We start from the raw sequence: 18,005 nt of genomic DNA on the forward strand, positions 1-18,005 counted from the left end.
TCCTTATGATAGTAAGGTTTCTATTTTAAGGAACTCGATCTGATCAACATCAGCCGGGGTAAGTTCGAACAGCACTTCAACCGCCTTATCAACCCGCACCGAGGCCCCGGCCCCAATAAACAGAGTAATTTCAATCTGACGCTCCGTCAAGACCCTTAATCCCCCGAGCAGTGGTTTGAGGTCCACCTCCCTGGGTCCTTTCTTCCCTTTTTTCGTCACCATGATCCTATCCTGCCTGGCGATTCGATCCGGAGTCTCGGGATTAAAAAGGTCTTTTACGGCCGTGGCCTTATAGCGTGCTCCCCTGGCTCTGAGCCTCGTCCCATGACTGGGCGCGTTCATAACCCTTAAAAGCGTGAAGCCACGCAGAAGCGCGCCGGATAGAAGCTCCCGAATTCTATCCATCTCCGGCGGATTGATGAATTCCGCCTCCGCGTATTCATCCAGACTGGCCAGCCCAACCGGGAGGGGTGTGGCAAAATGAAGCCGCGGCATGGGATGGAACCCCTGACTCATCTTAAGATTAAGGCCGCTCCGCCGAAGGCCCCGAACAAAAACATCCACTGTTTCCAGGTGACTTAAAAAACGGGCCGGACCCTCCCGAGCGTAATTGATCCAAAGCCGTTTTATCGGACCCCTGGCCGGGGGGGTTCTAACGATCACGGGAATATCCTGATCCGGGCCGCAAAGACGCGGCTTGACTTTGACAAAGTCACAGACCCCGCACTGGCCGCAGGCACTTTCGCCCTCACGGCAGTCTTCCGTCATCCGGCCCTGAAAGGCCTTCTCCCGCTCGGCCTTCAGGTATTCCACTGCCGTTCCGCAATTGAGATGGGACCAGGGTAAAACCTCCTCCATCTCTCTGGCCCGGAGGTAGGCTCCCGGGTCCAAACCGGCTTCGGCCAAGGCCGCATGCCAGAGATTCAGGTTAAGCTGTTCAGTCCACCCTTCAAAGCGGGCTCCCCTGGCCTGCACCATTTGCAGCACCGCCCCCAGGCGGCGGTCTCCTCGAGCCAGGATGCCTTCCAAGAGACTCGAAGCAGGCTGGTTCCATTTGAGCCTTAATCCCGGTCCCTTGAGTCGGCGGCGGAGCATGTCCAGCCGGGCCTGCATCGCACCGAGGTCCAGCATGGACTCCCACTGAAACGGCGTATGGGCCTTGGGAATAAAGGTGGCAAAGCTGACATTTACCTGGCCTCTGGAATCTGACCTGACTCGCCGCGCCAGGTTACTGATAGCCTCTACATCCTCCTTAGTTTCGGTAGGCAAACCGACCATGAAATAAAGCTTGATCAGGCGCCAGCCCAGTCGAAAGGCCTCCTGGGCGGCAGTGATTAGATCATCGTCATTCAGGTTCTTGTTGATCACATTTCTGAGGCGTTGTGTCCCGGCTTCAGGCGCTATGGTGAAGCCGGTTTTCCGGACCCGTTTGATCTGGCGCATCAGTTCAGGGGTCAGGCTTTTGACTCTGAGGCTGGGCAGAGAAAGAGCGACGTTATTTGCCGCGTGAGCATCCATAAAAGCGGTCATTAACTGAGGCAGGCAGGTATAATCCCCGGCCGAAAGAGAAAGAAGGGAGGCTTCATTCCATCCGGTCGCAGCCAGACTCGAAGCGGCCAGCTCCAGAATACGCCTTGGACTTCGTTCCCGGACAGGGCGATAAAGGAATCCGGCCTGGCAGAAGCGGCAGCCCTGAGTACAGCCGCGCGCGATTTCCAGGGTCAAACGATCATGCACCGGCTTGGTCAGGGGCACCACAGGCTGTTCTGGAAAGTAGGCCGAATCGAGATCCGGAACAATGGCCCGGCTGACCTGTTCGTAGCCTGATCGAAGCGGTTTAACTTCGATCAAGCAGCCCCGGGAGTCGTAAACCGGTTCAAAAAAGGAAGGCACGTAAACGCCTGGCTGGCCGGCCAGGCTGATCAATAGCTCTAGCTTGGAACCCCCGGCTGACTTCCACCTGGCTAGCTGGTCTAATATTTCCATGAAACCGGCTTCAGCGTCGCCCAGATAAAAAAAGTCAAAAAAGTCAGCCACAGGCTCCGGGTTAAAAGCGCACGGCCCGCCACCGACAACCAAAGGCGCTTCCGATCCCCGCTCCCGGGCCAGTAAAGGCAGACCGGCCAGGTCTAGCATGTTCAGGACGTTGGTATAGGTGAGTTCATACTGGAGAGAAAATCCGATCAGATCGAATTCGGCCAGAGGTCGGCCGGATTCCAGGCTGGTGAGGGGACGTTTCTGCCGCCTGAGCTCATCCTCCCTATCAATCCAGGGAGCCATAATCCGCTCGGCCCAAAACCTCGGGTGTTCATTAATCATGCCATAGAGGATTTTAAGCCCGAGATGGCTCATCCCGATTTCGTAAATTTCAGGGAAGGCCAGAGCGATATTCAGGTCCACGTCGGACTCATCCTTCACAACGGCGTTAACCTCGCCGCCGAGGTAGCGCCCAGGTCGTGTGACCTTATCCAACCTCTCGATCATATTGCATTGATACCTTATTTTGATAAAAACTCACAACCAATCCATTGCTCGCTTAGTTTTCGAGAAAGTTCTTGAAGGGGATTTCAGGAGGGAACCGTAAAAAATTCCAACCTTAAAAAATCAAAGGAGCCGAATTAAAGCTTCAGATCCCGGCTGAGGAATTTTTTAGTATAATCGTCGCCACTTACCAGGAGTTCGGACCATAGGCCGTCGGTGTGAATAAGACCGTTTCTAAGCAAAACGAAACGCTTGGCAAATTCTTGAGCCATATGAACGCTGGTCGTGGCAACGATGATTGTCATTCGGTGTTCAGCTACCAGAGCCTTTATAACCTTGATAATACGGGCCGAGGTCACAGGGTCCAGCCCGGCCGCCGGCTCGTCAAACAGGGCCAGCCGTGGAGAGGTCGAGAGAGTACGAGCCACAGCCACCCTCTTTTGCATACCACCTGAAAGCTCATAAGGGTATTTGTCAATGGCGTGCCATAAGTTCACACCCCGGAGCAACCGCTCGATAATCTCGTCTTTCTCTTTGTGAGAAAGATTTGTTTCCTCGTCCAGAATGAATCTGATATTTTCTCGAACGGTCATGGAATCGAACAGGGCGCCGGATTGAAATTGCATCTCTATGTTTTTGAGCAGGTTTCTTTTTTTAAATTCATTCATCGCGGTGATATTCTGGCCAAAAAGGATGACCTGCCCGCTGTCAGGGGGAATGAGGCCGACAATAATTTTAAAAAGGGTCGTCTTGCCCGTCGTAGACTCACCGACCAGACTGACATACTCTCCCTCCTGAACGGTTAAAGAGACGCCGTCAAGGACCCGCTGTCCGTTGAAGGACTTGACCACATTTTTAATGATTAGTATTTCCTCTGCCATTTCGATATGTCCCCAGCAGGGGGTTAAACTGCTGAATCAGAACTCAATGCTTTCAGGCCTGATATCTCCGCTGGTTTGAACCACAACCGAACCGCTGGCCAGATAGGTCACAGGCTCATCCAAGTGGTTGACCATCCCCTCGAACTTAAAGCACACCTTGATTTCTCCACCCTCGACCGGCTCGCAACTGACAACCTCGAAGGACTTCTCCTCAATCTTGAAAAAAAACGCCGGGTTTTTCTCGTCAGCCGGCCGATTCAGCCTGTCCGCGATTTGAGCGGCAACCTTGGCCGAATCGATCTTCTCCATAATCTTCTCCCTTCTTAAGCTATGCAAAATAGGGCCAATTTAAAAACTAACGACTCAGGAGTTATAATAATATTTTTAAACCTCGTGAGCAAGCTTTATGAACCGACCCGAACCTTCCTGAGATATTTACACCTGCGCAATTAGAGCGGGTACCGGCTTTTTTATTTGGTAGGCGTATTTAGCAGGCGTATTTGGCAGGCTTATGTCTGATTCTACAAAAATGACAATCCCCCTTCTCGGATGCGAGGATTGCTAAAGGAACCTATTCTTAAAGGATAATCCTGAAAATTATCAGGGCCGCGTCTGTCTGAGGAACCGCGGCCGTGCGGCAAGTATTTGAAGCGATCTTTTCAGAAGGAACTTCTTGTAAAAGCTGTTTTAGAAAAAAAACGCCGGGAGAGTCTGTGCCCTCCCGGCGCCAGGATTATCAATGATTACTGTTATTAATCTTCTTTTTCGATGATTGTGGTCACACCCTGTCCGCCGCCGCAGCAGGCCGTGGCACAACCCCAACGTGCGCCCTGCTCTTCCAAGATCCGGGCCAGGGTCCCGATGAGACGATTTCCGGTAGCTCCCAGGGGATGGCCGATGGCCACTCCGCCGCCATGGATATTAACCTTCTCCGGGTCAATCCCCAGCTCTTCCATGGCGTTCAGGGTCACGATGCAGAAGGCCTCGTTGATTTCCCAGAAATCTATGTCCTTGACCTCCATACTGGCCATCTTCAAGGCCTTTTTCGTGGCCGGCACGGGTCCGGCGCCCATGATGGTGGGGTCCACACCGGCGAAGCCGATGGCGCGAATGGTGCCCATGGGTTTGAGGCCTCTCTTTTCGGCTGTTTCTTTTGCCATAAGCAGCAGCGAGGTGGCCCCGGCATTGAGGGGTGAAGATACACCGGCGGTGATGACTCCATCCTCAACATACGCAGCCTTGAGTCCGGCCAGAGCTTCCATGGTCGTGCTCGCACGAACGGCCTGGTCAACTTTGACGCTCATGGTGCTCCCATCCGCCTGCTCGGCCTCGATAGGCAGGATCTCACCGTCAAAAAAACCGGCCTCCTGAGCTTCTGCGGCACGATGGTGGGAGCGCATCGCCCATTCATCCATGTCCTCTTTGGTGAACTTGCCTGAGAGCTTGAAGAGTTTTTCAGCGGTCAGACCCATGTTCATGGCTGTGGCGAAGTCCCAGTGCTTATATTTTTCGTCTGTAAACATCTTCATATTGGGCTTGATAGCGTCACCGCCGCCGCCCATGGGCACACGGGTCATGTGTTCGATTCCGCCTGTCATCACGATGTCCGCGTTGCCTGTGGCGATCTCCATATACGCAATATGCGTCGCGGCCATGGCGGACCCGCATTGCTGATCCACAAATTTGGCTGGCATCGTTTCAGGAAAGTCGGCTAAAAATATCGGACTCCGGCCGCCGTAAGTCCAATTTTCGCTGACACCCATGGCGGAACCGACAAGAAAGTCATCCACTTCTTTGGGTTCCACATTCGCTCTCTTCAATAGCTCCGGGAGCAGCATGGCCAGCAATTCATCGCCTCTCATCTTATGAAGCCAGTCTCTGCCAGGGTCCCTTGGGCGGGACCGAGATTGCGCCGTCCTTAGATATCCTGCGATTACTACATCTCTCATGATTTTTCCTCCTTAGGCATTTTTATCACACAAAATGTGAATTAAGACCTGATTGGCCACCTGGCCGACCTGGGCTCACTGAGCCCTGCGGTCCGGAAAACCTGGTATATCATAAGCGTCCGCATGATACATGTTCTCCCCTGTTAACCGCAGAGCGATCACGTCACCGAGTTGTTATACTTCCGAAACTCCTTTCAGCCGCGGGCCGAAGCCATCATGTTCCTGAAGATCGCCCCATTTGTCTGGCCCATGATTATAGGAATTTTAGAAACAGTAAGCAAGCATAAAACGTTCCTGTCATTGACTGTCCCGACCGCGACACGATACTGTTTCACTTATTCCTCATTAAAAAGTTCCTGATAAGGGGAATCTTCAACTACCTAGCAACCGACGAGCCACCGTCAATAATACAGGTTTGACCGGTAATAAAGGACCCGGCGTCTGAAATCAGGAGCAGAGAAATACCGGCCAGATCCTCCACCTTGCCCAGCCGGGAAACAGGCCAGTTTGCAGCGACCTGTTCGCTATCAGGCCGATCCCAGAGCGCCTGGCTCAGTCTGGTCTTTATCAAACCCGGAGCCAGGGCGTTGACCCGGATACCGTTCTTTCCCCACTCGCTGGCCAGGCACCTGGTCAGATGAATCAGAGCGGCCTTGGTTATGTTGTAAACATTGGTTCCGGATGAGGTGGAGAACCCGCCCAAAGAAGCGGTGTTAAGAATACAGCCGCCGTGATCCTTCATCCAGGCGTGGAAGACAAGCTGGGAAAGGAGGAACGGTCCTTTCAGGTTCACCTCGAAAATTTTATCCCAGGCCGATTCAGAGACATCCTCCAGAGGACCCCAGGCCGGATTTGTACCGGCGTTGTTAACCAGGATATCTATCCCCCCGGCCCAGTCCATGGCCGTCTCAATCAGTTTTTTCCGGTCTTCGGCCGATGAAATGTTGGAGGCCACGGGCAGCACTTCACCGCCGGACGCTTGGCGGATTCTTTCGGCCGCCTCTTTTATGCCTTCCGGCCTGCGGCTGCTCACGACCAGTTTTGCCCCGGCCAGGGAGCAGGCTCTGGCGATTTCCTCACCGATGCCTCGGCTGGCCCCGGCGATGAGGGCGGTTTTACCTTCCAAAGAAAACATGGATGCAACCTCTTTATTCATATTAAACTAACCTCCTTGAAGCTTTCTTGCCTTTCAGGATCGGTTCATAACCTCTGTCCGTGCCTTGCCTTGTGACGCTATCGGAAGAATACCCAACCCTGAGGCAGTTGTCCAGCATTTACATGTATGAAGCCGGAGACGTGGTGAAGACATTCATGTTTTTTACAGGGTCTTGAATGTAAGTAATTGAATCAGCCCGCTTTCGGGAGACCGTTGGCGGGGGAACAAGGGTTAGAGCCCGAGATAGGTCTTGCGGATGATTTCATCCTGTAGCAGTTCCTCGCCGGTTCCTTGGGCAATGATTTTCCCTGATGAGAGGACGTAATTTCGCGAGGCCATCTTGAAGACCAGGCTGACTTCCTGTTCCACGAGCAGGACCGTGATGCCCAGATCACGAATGTCAGCAATTCGGTCAAAAACCTCCTTACGTATCATGGGGGCAAGCCCGGTTGAGGGTTCGTCAATGCAGAGCAGTTTGGGTCGGAACATGAGCGCCCTGCCAAGGGCCAGCATCTGCTGCTCACCTCCAGACAGGGTCCCGGAAATCTGTTTGGCTCGCTCTTTAAGCACCGGGAAAAGCTGATACACCTTTTCCAGATTTTCCTCGATCTCCTTTTTATCTTTCAGGAGGTAGGCGCCGGCCAGGAGGTTGTCGCGCGTGGACATCTCACGAAAAGGCCTTCTTCTTTCCGGACAGTGAATCAAGCCTCTGGCGACAATTTCATGGGCCGGGACCTCATCTATTCTCTCACCATCGAAGGTCACCGTCCCTTTTATCGTCACGTCTTCGCCGACGGACCGGCGTGTAATCTCCCTTTCCCAGGCGACGAGGCCGGTGATGGCTCTGAGTAGAGTAGATTTGCCTGCCCCGTTGGGACCGACCAGACTGACCAATTCACCGGCATCAACATGCATGCTCAGGTCGTTGATGAGCATGGCCTTATCATAATGGACCGTGAGATTCGCGACTTCAAGCAGCAACGTTAAAGGTCTCCTTCGCCCAGGTAAGACTCGATCACCTCTTTGTTTTTCACTACCTCTTCCGGGGTGCCATCCGCGATGATTTTTCCGTAATTGAGCACAATGATACGCTCGGTAATTTTCATCAACTGCTGGAGCTTATGTTCGATGATGATCATGGCCGGTCCTTCGCTGTGCAGCCGGCCGAAGCGACCGCCCTTATGAAGTCTTTTTATAGACTTGCCCATAAGGTCCGTTTCAGCCGGGCTGAGTCCCCCGAACGGTTCATCCAACAGGAGCAGTTCCGGTTCTGTAGCCACGGCCCGGGCGACCTCGAGCCGTTTGAGATCACCCTGGGAAAGCGTGGAGGCATCCTCCAGGGCCATATCGGAGATGCCGGCGAATTCAAGGGCGTCCATGGCCTTGGCCTCGATTCTCTTGACCCATTCCCCGCGCTTCATGGCACGAGGCGAAAGGCAGGAGACCATGACGTTGGCGATGATGGGCAGCCGTCGGAAGGGCCGCATATTCTGGAAGGTGCCGACAATACCCATATTTACGATACTCCAGGTTTTCTTACCGGTAATCTTTTTGCCTTTGAACCTGATCGTTCCGGAGTCTGCTTTGATGATACCCAGGATCAGTCTCACCAGGGTGGTCTTACCTGCGCCGTTGGGACCGATAAGGCCGATCATCTCCTCCCGGTCCACCTTGAAGTTAATATCGCTAACGGCTTTGAGGCCTCCGAAGCCCTTGTTCAGTTCTTCGATCTCCAGAAAAGGCGTGCTCATCTCATCCCTCCTCGACCTCTTCCCTGAGTTCGCGCCGCGAGACCTTGCCTACGTCCGTCTTCGGAAGCTCACCCCTGAACTCGATTATCTTGGGAATCTTGTAATGAGCCAGGTTATCTTTACAAAAATCAACAATCTCCTCTTCAGAGATCTTGCCTCGGGCCTCACTCTGGAGAACGACATATGCTTTGATAATCTGCCCCACCTTGGGATCAGACACGCCCACCACACCGGCGGCTTTTATTTGCGGATGCATGTACAGCACCTCTTCCACGTGACGGGCGAAGACTGAATAACCTTTGTACTTGATCAGGTCTCGCTTGCGGTCAAAGAAATGGAAATACCCCTCCTCGTCCATGCTGACCAGGTCCCCGGTGCGTAGCCATTTTTCGCCGTCAATCTCGATGATCGCCTCTTCAGTCTCCTGGGTTCTTTTCCAGTAGCCCTCCATCATATTTGGACCGTTGAGGATCATCTCACCGACCTCGCCCACCGGAACGCAATCCGTTCCATCCACTTCGACGATGGCGGCATTCACGCCCGGGATGGGCACCCCGAATGAACCGGTCTTGGGGCGGTCATAGGGGCTGCCATGGCTGACGGCCGTGGTTTCGGTCATGCCGTAACCTTCCAGGATTTTGGTCCCTGTCCGCCTCTCCCAATCCTGAGTCGTGGATTCATGCAAGGTATCGGCCCCGCAAACGATCATCTTGAACCGCTTCCAGTTTACACGGCTGGTTTTGTCATATTCCTTGAGGGCCTCATAGAGGGTCGGGACCCCATAGAAGGCTGAGGCCTGGTGCCGCTCCACGGCCGAAAGGATCTCATCCAGGTCCGGGGTGGTGAATAACACGATGGTGTGACCCTGGGTCAGACCGGCGAGCATGAGCACCACCTGGCCGTAGATATGAAAGAAAGGCAGGAAGGCAATGACCGTCTCCTTGCCTTCCTCAAAAAACGGCCAGAAGGAGACCGTCTGAGCCCGCAAGGACACCATATTATAATGCGTCAGGATTGCGGCCTTCGGAAGCCCGGTGGTACCGCCTGTGTATGGCAGGGCGGCGATGTCAGTTTTAGGATCAATCGTGACTGACGGAGGCTCGGGCGGATACTTCTTGACCAAATCCTGAAATTGGTGCAATCCAGCCTGTTTAATCATTTCAGGGCTCGGAACCTCCATCTCCCGGTAGACCCGGCTCGTAATATTCTTTCCAAACATTTTTTTCATGGAAGGGAGGTAATCCGCGATGTGACTCAGGATAACCGTTTCAAGCTCAACGCCGGATTTGTCAACATTATCGTAAAGGATATCCTCGCAAATTATTGATTTAGCCTCGCTGTCTTCCAGCTGATGTTTGACTTCCTGGCTAGTGTAAACCGGGCTGATAGGCGTGACCTTGGCGCCTAGTTTAAGCACGGCGAAGTATGCAATCACGTACTGGGGACAGTTCAGAAGATAGAGAGCCACTGTATCCCCCTTGCCTACCCCCAGGTCGGCCAAGGCGGTAGCGAACCGGTCAATCAACTCTCGGAGCTGCTTGTAGCTGATTTTTTTGCCATAAAAGACCAGGGCCGTTTTGTTACCATACTTTTCCGACATCTGCTCAAACATGTCGGGCACGGATATTTCAGGAGTCTCGATCTTTTCCGAAACACCCTCCGGATAAAATTTCAGCCAGGGTTTGGATATGTATGCTTCCTTTGCTTCCATCTTACTTTTCCTCTTTATGCAAAATACGCGGAAAGTCGTTCTTGCTTAATCCAGAGGCGCGGCACAGATGCGGCACGTGTTTCGGGTGGCTATGTTTCTGATCTTGCAGCGCGGGCATTCTTTTTCCACCTTGTCGCGTATCCAAGGCAGAAGGCCCTGAGGCATATAAAGGAGAATCAACAGGATGACAACCGCAAACATCAACGTGCGAACCTCGGGCCAGAAGCGGAAAAACTCCAGCAAGGGAACGAGAAGAAAGACCGCGCCCACAGGCCCGTAGATCGTGACTATCCCGCCAAAGACCGCCCAGATGACAACCTGGAAAGACATGGAGACTTCCAGGGTCGAGGGGCCAGCGATCCTCATGAAATGCGCATAAAGCCCGCCGGATATCCCGGCGAAAAAACCGCTGAGGCAGAAGGCCAGCAGCTTGTATCGGGTCGTATTGATGCCTCCGGTCCTGACCGCAACCTCATCTTCCCTGATGGCATGAAAAATAATGCCTGTGTTCGAGTCGGTTATCTTCCACATGATCGTGCACAGGCCGAGCATGAGAATGGTTGTAACGTAGTAATCGATGACGCGGGATCTAGAGAGGCGGCTCAGACCGGAAAGGCCCATCTCGCCTCCGGTGACGTCCGGAATGGCAAAGACGATCCCAAGCAAGATAATCGGGAAGGCCAGGGTGGTCAGAGCCAGATAGGTGTGCTTGAGCCTCAGACTGGGGATGCCGACAATCAGGCCGGCCAGAACCGCGGCCAGCGCTCCGAGGGGAATACTGCCCCATGAAGGAATGTGGGCATGCAGATTCAAAAGAGCCGTGGTATAAGCCCCGACCCCAAAGAAAAGGGCATGCCCGAAATTCATCTGGCCGGTAAAACCGGAGAGGAGGTCCCAACTGGCGGCCAGAATGGCAAAGATGTTGGTGAGAATCAGGATGCGCAGCAGGTAGGGGTCCTGTGTAACAATCGGTAAAAGAAGCAAGCTCAGGAAAAAAATTAAAACCACGATGCGGCTGGGGAGAACGAGCACTTCCCCTTTAAAGATGGTAAAAAGTCTTCGTAAATAGAAACCAAGCAAACCCATGCCTATCTCTCTTCCTCAAAAGCAACGCCAAAGAGGCCTTCCGGCCTGATCAACAGCACCAGGATCATGATGGACAGAGCCACCGAACCCTTTAGGAAAGAACCCATGGGGATCAAAAAAACCACGAGGGCTTCAGAAAATCCCAGGATGTAGGCCCCAGCGAAGCTGCCCTTGATGCTGCCCAGTCCGCCCAGGACCACCACGGCCATCATCATAATCAGAGGATGCATCCACATATGAGGATTCAGGATGGTGAGAGGCACGACCACGGCGCCGGTAAAGGCAGCCAGGGCCACGGAGATACCCATGGTCATCATGGCCACCCGAGCCACGTTCATGCCCATCAGATTGGCCACCTCCCTGTCGTCGGCCGTGGACCGGACAGCCAGACCCAGTCTAGTTTTCATTAATAGCATCCAGACTGCGGCCAGGATAATCAGGGCCCCAGCGATAGTCAGCAGCTGCTGGTAAGAGACCTTCACTCCCAGGACCAATACATATCCTTTGACCAGAGATGGCACACTCAGGAAGTCACCGCTAAAAATAAGGAGCATAACTTCCTGAAAGATCATGGCCAAAGCAATGGTGGCGATTAAGACCGCGGCCTCATGCTCGCGAATCGGATCTATGAAGAACTTATAAGAGATCAGGCCGATGAGGGTGACCAGGACTACCGCGGCCAGCATCCCCCAGAGGGGATGGAGGCCGATTCTATGGGTTGCAAAGTAGATGCAGTAAGCGGCGATCATGTAAAAGGCGGTGTGGGCGATGTTCACAATGCGGGCTACACCGAAGATTAAGGAGAAACCGATGGCGAGAAGGGCGTATACGCTGCCATTAATCAAGGTGCTAACGATGATGTCTAAGATCATAGGCCCTCGTTTTGTTGTTTTTCGTTCAGGCGCCTTTAAAAGAACCCCGCCCCTTGATTTTAAAAGGGGCAGGGCCGTTTAATGAATTATTTTTTATACTTCTCGACGATCCAGGGCGCGATCTTATAGGGAACTACGCCCTTATAGGTCACGCCCTGCCAGCCGTTTGGCCAAACAGCCTTCAACTCACCATCCTGCCATTGGACACCGAGGCTGGTCAGGTAACCAGGCCCCCAGGCAAGGTCATGCAGCTTCCGGCCTTTGGCGTCTTTGATATATTTAACCCGGCCCGAAGGCACCATTACCTCCATAGTTTCCATTACAGGAATCAGCTTATCCGCATCGAGCGTACCCGCCTTTTCTATGGCCTTTTTCAGGGTTATAGCTATGGCCGAGTAAGTGTCGGCAGTATAAGTGGGGACTTCTCCAAATAACTTAATGTACTTCTCGATAAATGGTTTGGTCAATTCGTTAACTTCAACTCCCCGGGCATAGGTATTCATGGTCATGGCATAATTACCCATCCCTTGAGTGGCCTTCCAAAAACCATCTTTCTGGGCCTCAACATTAATCCCGACCATAACGGCCGGTACCTTGAGCTCCCCGGCCTGTCTGGCGAATGTTATGCCGACCGATGAGGAAAAAATGGTAAAGACGATATGAGCCCCTGAACGCTGGACAGCCGAAAGCTCGGCGGTCACGTCAGTCGCAGTTTGAGACGGCCGCCAGACGCCGACCAGTTCCATGCCCAGCTTAGGAATAGTCGTCTTGGCCACACCAATCATCGGTTCCACCCAGACCTGCTTTTCTCCAACAATAGCCACTTTCAGCTTGGGGATGTTCAGCTGTGTTTTAAGCTCCTTACCGACAAATCCCAGATGAGCGAAGCAGGTCTTGACCAGGAACATCGAATTAAAAGGAGTACCACGGAAAAAGTATTTATACCTTTTATAATCCCGGGCCACCCGGATGCAAAGTGTGGGGTGGGCCGCTCCGCAACCAATAAAGATCTTTTTGTAGTCCATGGCAATGTCCTGCATGGCCAGAACAGCCTCAGTCCGAAAACCACCAACCAGAAAATCAACCTTGTCATAAGTTATGGCACGCTCCATGGCGTTGGTGGCGTCCGTAATGCTTAAGAACTCATTAGAGTCAGCCTTAATGAGCTCAATTTTCATTTTTTTACTGCCTACCTGGATGCCACCCTGGGCATTGATTTCCTCAGCGGCCATGACGGCCCCATTCCAATGTCCTTTGCCCTGCATAAAATTCATCGGGCCGATCACACCGATCTTGATCGTCTTGGCCCCATAAGCAGGAACACCGATGGTCATAACCAGAAAGGCCGCCAATACGACACTCAGTAAAATCCTAGTTTTTTTCATGGCTTTCTATGCTCCTTATAGGTTTGAGTTTATGGTGGTTAGTTGGAGATTCGTTTGTGGTTTAAAAACTGCTTCCTTTATCCCACACAGGGTGTATCCCCTGGAGCGACCTTATCTTTCCTGAAAACCTTTGCCTGTCCTTTTTGAGGATATTTTCCGTTACTTCTTTTTGTTTGAAAAAAAATTAAGGCAGCCGCTAAATTTTTACCTTACCTAACCTATGTCTAGTTAGAAACTCTATCGCTCTCTCCCAAAATTCACAAAGAGGGTACCTAGAAACAAAAAACTTAATTAACACGAGTGCGCCAAAATACCTTAAAATAAAACGACTCAAATAATACGTTAAGGGTTTTAGCCTGTCAAGAAAAAATCGGCGGTCCCGCCGGCACCATTATAACGTCTTATATTTTTTGGCATTTTCAAGGCAGTCTGTTAACTTAAGAGTTCAATTATTGATCAATATCAATAATACACCATGCGCTATTTATCCCCTCTGATCATAAACCTGTTACTGCCAATCACTGAAGGAGTACCCAGGCCGAAATATGGCACAAAATAAAAAAATCCCCCTCTCTCCTCCTTTAAAAAAGGGGGATTTCTAGAGACATTATAATTCGGACGGGACCATTTGGTGGCTGGTTATATTTGACTCTTACCTTGATATATTTTGTCAGGGAGCTTCGCAGCCTGACCTACTTCTTTTTTCCTTCAGCCTTTCAGTGGAGGCCGCTTCCCGAAGCGATACCGGAGCAGGGTCCAGATGGCGATCAGGCCGTCTCTGGGTTTGATTTTTTTGCCTTGCTCAAAGGAACGGGGATGATAGGAAATAGGTACTTCATGGATCTTAAAACCGGCGCGGAGGATTTTGGCGGTCACTTCAGGACAGAACTCAAACCCCACGGCCTTCAGGCCAAGATTTTGCAGGATCCGGGTCTCGGTAACCTTGTAACAGGTCGGCTCGTCCGTGATAGACGAACCATAGAGCAGGTTGGTGATCGAGGAGAGCAGGCGTCCGCCCCAGTAGTAGCGGTGGTAGGATCGTACTTTTTTGGAACCCAGAACGCGCGAACCGTAAACGACCCGGGCCTGTCCTTCAAGGAGAGGGGCCAGCAGTTTGGGGTATTCCTCAGGGTCGTATTCCAGGTCCGCGTCCTGGATGATGGTAAAGCGGGCCCGGGCCCGGGACAAGCCCGTGCGGATGGCCGCCCCCTTGCCTTGGTTCTGCTCATGATAAAGGAACCGCACGCCCGGATATTTCGGCTCAGCGGCTTTGAGGACCTCGGCGGTGCCGTCTGTGGAGCCGTCGTCAACCAGGATGACTTCCTTGTCCAGGTCCACCGCCAGAACGCGGTCGAGCACCGTCAGCACGGTCTCCCGCTCGTTGAATATCGGGATGATGACTGTCAGGGTCAGGTTCATCCAGCCCCTTGCACGGCTTTTAGATCGGTCTCAACCATCAGCGTGACCAGATCGGGAAAATTGAGCGCCGGTTTCCAGCCCAGCCGGGCACGGGCCTTGGCCGGGTTGCCCACCAGGGGTCTGGTTTCCCAGGGCCGGTACAGGGATCTGTCCACGGTGAGGTAGTCCCGGTAATTAAGGCCCACCACTTCAAAGGCGGCCTGGCAGAACTCCTCCACGGTATGAGCCTGCCCGGAGGCGATGACGAAGTCGTCGGGCTCAGGCTGCTGGAGCATCAGCCAGAAGGCCTCCACGTAATCCCTGGCATACCCCCAGTCTCGAACGGCTGATATGTCACCGATAATCAGTTGATCCTCCTGCCTCATCTTGATTCGGGCCGCGGCGCGAGTGATCTTTCGAGTGACAAAGGTTTCCGGCCGGCGGGGGGATTCATGGTTGTAAAGAAGCCCCAGGCTGACGAAGAGGCCGTGCCTTTGCCGGTAAGCCTTGAGCATGCGGTGCGCAAAGGCCTTGGCCCAGCCGTATGGGTTTCGAGGGGCAAAGGGGGTTTCCTCGGTCTGAGGGCTTTGTTCCGGGTTGCCAAAGACCTCGCTGGAAGACGGCTGAAAAAACCTGGCCCGAGGCACGATCTGACTCATGCATTCGAGGAGACGCAGGGGTCCCATGGCCGTGACTTCAGCCGTGAGAAGCGGCTTCTCCCAGGATAAAGTAATGCTGGACTGCGCGGCCAGGTTGTAAATCTCATGCGGCTGGCAGGCCTTAAGGGCCCGCCTCAGGGAAGCCATGTCGCTCAGGTCACCGGGATAAAGATCAATCTGATCCTTGAGGCTCGACAGGCAAGCGGGCGTCCCGGCCTCACCCGTCCAGACCAGTCCGCAGACATGGTAGCCGCGTTCAAGAAGAAACTCGGTCAGGTAGGAGCCGTCCTGGCCGGTGATGCCGGTGATAAAAGCTGTTCTGGTAATTTGAGCGGTTCCTTTCTAATAACGATTTTCAGCCTTGTAGTATTAACCGTGTTTTATGTCAGGGAGATTCGTACCCTGACCTAGAACTCTTTTCAAGGATCGAGACATTGGGGAGATATTTATATCTTGCTTTGGGCCAGGGGTCAACCTTTAGGGGAAACGGCATGATTATTCAGGAGATCGTGAAGTCCTGAGTTTATGAGTCTCAAAAGTATAAGGGGAGCCCCTTAGTTATAAGGGACTCCCCTGCTGTTTTAATAACCCGGCGGCCTGATCTTTTTAAAAGGCCTCCTCCGGGATGTCTATGGCCGAGGTGTCTTTTACCTTCAGGGGCTCATAGCGAGAGAAAACATTGGTCATGATATTGCGGCAGTAGAAGCGAGCCGTCTCGATCTTGCCTCGATAAAAGACGCCGTCTGACGAGCCGGGATCAACCTCTTTCAATTTTTCCCGGGCCACAAGACCCTGCTCCAGCATGAGCTGGCCCATATAGACCTCGGCAAAGCAATCCAGGAAGCGGGTCGAGGTCAGGGGAATCAGGCGCATGTTTCCGTCCTCTCCAAACTGCTGCATGTAGGTCTGGACAAAATCGCCAACGATTTGAGCCGCTCTCTGATAAAGTTCGAAGTCAATTCCAAAGTCAGGGTTTTCCTGGTGTTCTTTGGCAAAGGCCAGGGCCTGTTTGAGCCAGTCCTGAAAGACCTGGCCGTTTTCCATCATCAGTTTGCGGCCCACCAGGTCCAGGGATTGAATGAAGTTGACGCCTTCCCAGATAGAGAGGATCTTGCAGTCGCGAGCATACTGTTCAACCGGGAACTCGCTGCAATACCCCACGCCGCCCATGACCTGCATGGCATCGCGGCAGAGGTTGTAACCGAAATCCGAACAGTAGGACTTGATGAGCGGCGTGACCAGATCAACCTGCCTTTCAGCACCTTGCCGGATGGCTTCATCCGGATCATTCTCGGCAATATCGAGCAGGTAAAAAAGCTTCCCGGCAAAGGCCCGCATGGCCTCGGTGCCTGCCTTGAGGTTCATGAGCATGCGCCGCACGTCCTCATGCTGGATGATCGGAACCCGCGGCGCCCGGCGGTCGGTAAAGGGCGGACCCTGGATTCTTTCCTTGGCGTATTTGCGGGCCACATCGTAAGCCGAAGCCGCAATGCCCAGGGCCTGAATACCGGTCCCGATTCGGGCCTCGTTCATCATCTGGAACATCTTGCGCATGCCGGTGTTAGGCTCACCCAGAAGAATGCCGCGGCAGTTCCCATTTTCCCCAAGATTAAGGACCGCGGTGATAGAACCCTTGATCCCCATCTTGTGCTCAATGTTGCTGCAGATGACGTCGTTGGGTTCGCCCAGCGATCCGTCAGGGTTGACCCAGATCTTGGGCACAATAAAAAGACTGACGCCTCTGGTCCCGGCCGGCGCTCCCTCGATCCGCGCGATGGTCAGGTGAATGATGTTTTCCGTCAGGTCATGCTGACCGTCGGTAATAAAACACTTGTTCCCCTGGATCTTGTAAATGCTAGGGTCGTCCGGGTCGGGGATGGCCTTGGTGAGAAGATAACCATTGTCAGAACCGGCGTCAGGCTCGGTCAGGCACATGGTCCCGGCCCAGACACCGGTATACATCTTCTCCACAAAAAGGGCCTTGTCCTCCTCGGTGCCAAAGTTTTCGATCAACCGGCCCGCGCCGATGGCCAGGCCCGGATAGGTAGACATGGCCATGTTGGCGCCGGTGAAGAGTTCCATTACCAGCCCGTTTACAACCTGAGGCAGGCCCTGTCCGCCAAATTCCGGGCTGTTCCCCGGCGCGATCCAGCCGTTTTCAGCCATAACCTTCCAGCACTCATGAAAGGATTCGGGCAACGTGACCTCGCCATCTTTAAGCTCAACGTCCATTTGATCCCCATCCTGCAAGGTCGGGCCAAGGACCTCCTTGCAAACCTTGATGGCCTCGTCAACGATCATGCTGAAATCATCAGTGGTAAAATCCTTGTAAGCGTCGTACTTAAGGAGCTTATCCACCTCTAAATGCTCAAAAAGCAAAAACTTGGCGTCCCGGTCGTCCCGGTCAAAATAATTAATCCCCATGTTCTTCCTCCTAACTTGCCTAAAATATTGAATACTTACCGTAGTGAAGCCAGAGAGGCACCCCGGTCTCACCACGGTTTTCCTGCCAGCGGAATCCCGGACATTGATCTTTCCGAGCGCCCGCTCATATTCACCCGGTAAGTTACCACTCATCTTGAAGTCCGGTCAAGGGAATTTATAAAGAAGGCCCAAAACTGGCTCCCTCATCGTTTTGAATCATGACCGATAAAAAAAATTGTCTTTTTCAAAAGA

Annotated in this window: 15 protein-coding genes; all 15 read right to left on the bottom strand. The window is 53.0% G+C overall.

Annotated features, from left to right (window positions below; translation table 11 throughout):
• Positions 1 to 3 precede the first annotated feature (3 nt).
• The 15 genes from JRI95_00955 to JRI95_01025 all read right to left on the bottom strand — a co-directional run bounded on the left by JRI95_00955 (position 4) and on the right by JRI95_01025 (position 17,753).
• Positions 4 to 2,484, bottom strand: coding sequence for a TIGR03960 family B12-binding radical SAM protein (locus tag JRI95_00955; protein MBW2060110.1), 2,481 nt, complete (start codon positions 2,482 to 2,484; stop codon positions 4 to 6).
• Between the two features lie 134 nt (positions 2,485 to 2,618).
• Positions 2,619 to 3,362 carry an ATP-binding cassette domain-containing protein gene (locus tag JRI95_00960; protein MBW2060111.1) on the bottom strand — a complete coding sequence of 248 codons (744 nt, stop codon included), beginning with the start codon at positions 3,360 to 3,362 and terminating at the stop codon, positions 2,619 to 2,621.
• A 36-nt stretch (positions 3,363 to 3,398) separates the two neighbouring features.
• Positions 3,399 to 3,671: a hypothetical protein gene (locus JRI95_00965; GenBank protein ID MBW2060112.1), complete on the bottom strand. Its 273-nt coding sequence runs from the start codon at positions 3,669 to 3,671 to the stop codon at positions 3,399 to 3,401.
• A 443-nt stretch (positions 3,672 to 4,114) separates the two neighbouring features.
• A complete protein-coding gene (locus tag JRI95_00970) occupies positions 4,115 to 5,311 on the bottom strand; it encodes an acetyl-CoA C-acetyltransferase (protein ID MBW2060113.1) in 1,197 nt (398 codons plus the stop codon).
• Positions 5,312 to 5,505: 194 nt separating this feature from the next.
• Entirely contained in the window at positions 5,506 to 5,646 is a 141-nt protein-coding gene (locus tag JRI95_00975; protein ID MBW2060114.1) for a hypothetical protein, read from the bottom strand.
• Positions 5,647 to 5,687: 41 nt separating this feature from the next.
• Complete coding sequence (locus JRI95_00980) at positions 5,688 to 6,467, bottom strand: SDR family oxidoreductase (protein ID MBW2060115.1); 780 nt, start codon at positions 6,465 to 6,467, stop codon at positions 5,688 to 5,690.
• A gap of 231 nt (positions 6,468 to 6,698) precedes the next feature.
• Positions 6,699 to 7,445, bottom strand: coding sequence for an ABC transporter ATP-binding protein (locus tag JRI95_00985; protein ID MBW2060116.1), 747 nt, complete (start codon positions 7,443 to 7,445; stop codon positions 6,699 to 6,701).
• A 5-nt stretch (positions 7,446 to 7,450) separates the two neighbouring features.
• Positions 7,451 to 8,218: an ABC transporter ATP-binding protein gene (locus JRI95_00990; GenBank protein MBW2060117.1), complete on the bottom strand. Its 768-nt coding sequence runs from the start codon at positions 8,216 to 8,218 to the stop codon at positions 7,451 to 7,453.
• A 1-nt stretch (position 8,219) separates the two neighbouring features.
• On the bottom strand, positions 8,220 to 9,929 hold the full coding sequence (locus JRI95_00995) for an AMP-binding protein (GenBank protein ID MBW2060118.1): 1,710 nt from the start codon (positions 9,927 to 9,929) through the stop codon (positions 8,220 to 8,222).
• 45 nt (positions 9,930 to 9,974) lie between these two features.
• Positions 9,975 to 11,015: a branched-chain amino acid ABC transporter permease gene (locus tag JRI95_01000; GenBank protein MBW2060119.1), complete on the bottom strand. Its 1,041-nt coding sequence runs from the start codon at positions 11,013 to 11,015 to the stop codon at positions 9,975 to 9,977.
• 2 nt (positions 11,016 to 11,017) lie between these two features.
• Positions 11,018 to 11,887 carry a branched-chain amino acid ABC transporter permease gene (locus tag JRI95_01005; protein MBW2060120.1) on the bottom strand — a complete coding sequence of 290 codons (870 nt, stop codon included), beginning with the start codon at positions 11,885 to 11,887 and terminating at the stop codon, positions 11,018 to 11,020.
• An 86-nt stretch (positions 11,888 to 11,973) separates the two neighbouring features.
• Complete coding sequence (locus tag JRI95_01010) at positions 11,974 to 13,272, bottom strand: ABC transporter substrate-binding protein (GenBank protein ID MBW2060121.1); 1,299 nt, start codon at positions 13,270 to 13,272, stop codon at positions 11,974 to 11,976.
• A 708-nt stretch (positions 13,273 to 13,980) separates the two neighbouring features.
• Complete coding sequence (locus tag JRI95_01015) at positions 13,981 to 14,691, bottom strand: glycosyltransferase family 2 protein (protein ID MBW2060122.1); 711 nt, start codon at positions 14,689 to 14,691, stop codon at positions 13,981 to 13,983.
• The gene (locus tag JRI95_01020; protein ID MBW2060123.1) at positions 14,688 to 15,656 is read right to left on the bottom strand and encodes a GDP-mannose 4,6-dehydratase; all 969 of its coding nucleotides are present in this window, start codon (positions 15,654 to 15,656) and stop codon (positions 14,688 to 14,690) included. Before JRI95_01020 ends, JRI95_01015 begins: the two co-directional genes overlap by 4 nt.
• 279 nt (positions 15,657 to 15,935) lie before the next feature.
• Positions 15,936 to 17,753, bottom strand: a complete 1,818-nt coding sequence (locus JRI95_01025) for an acyl-CoA dehydrogenase (protein MBW2060124.1) — start codon at positions 17,751 to 17,753, stop codon at positions 15,936 to 15,938.
• Positions 17,754 to 18,005 lie beyond the last annotated feature (252 nt).

The organism is Deltaproteobacteria bacterium (genome assembly GCA_019308995.1).
GTDB lineage: Bacteria > Desulfobacterota > Desulfarculia > Adiutricales > JAFDHD01 > JAFDHD01.

Bases quoted from the DNA above. Each gene is read 5' to 3' on its own strand.
- JRI95_01000 (MBW2060119.1), bottom strand. From the start codon at position 11,015: ATGGGTTTGCTTGGTTTCTATTTACGAAGACTTTTTACCATCTTTAAA.
- JRI95_00995 (MBW2060118.1), bottom strand. From the start codon at position 9,929: ATGGAAGCAAAGGAAGCATACATATCCAAACCCTGGCTGAAATTTTAT.
- JRI95_01015 (MBW2060122.1), bottom strand. From the start codon at position 14,691: ATGAACCTGACCCTGACAGTCATCATCCCGATATTCAACGAGCGGGAG.
- JRI95_01005 (MBW2060120.1), bottom strand. From the start codon at position 11,887: ATGATCTTAGACATCATCGTTAGCACCTTGATTAATGGCAGCGTATAC.
- JRI95_00990 (MBW2060117.1), bottom strand. From the start codon at position 8,218: ATGAGCACGCCTTTTCTGGAGATCGAAGAACTGAACAAGGGCTTCGGA.
- JRI95_01025 (MBW2060124.1), bottom strand. From the start codon at position 17,753: ATGGGGATTAATTATTTTGACCGGGACGACCGGGACGCCAAGTTTTTG.
- JRI95_00960 (MBW2060111.1), bottom strand. From the start codon at position 3,362: ATGGCAGAGGAAATACTAATCATTAAAAATGTGGTCAAGTCCTTCAAC.
- JRI95_01010 (MBW2060121.1), bottom strand. From the start codon at position 13,272: ATGAAAAAAACTAGGATTTTACTGAGTGTCGTATTGGCGGCCTTTCTG.
- JRI95_00955 (MBW2060110.1), bottom strand. From the start codon at position 2,484: ATGATCGAGAGGTTGGATAAGGTCACACGACCTGGGCGCTACCTCGGC.
- JRI95_00980 (MBW2060115.1), bottom strand. From the start codon at position 6,467: ATGAATAAAGAGGTTGCATCCATGTTTTCTTTGGAAGGTAAAACCGCC.
- JRI95_00970 (MBW2060113.1), bottom strand. From the start codon at position 5,311: ATGAGAGATGTAGTAATCGCAGGATATCTAAGGACGGCGCAATCTCGG.
- JRI95_00965 (MBW2060112.1), bottom strand. From the start codon at position 3,671: ATGGAGAAGATCGATTCGGCCAAGGTTGCCGCTCAAATCGCGGACAGG.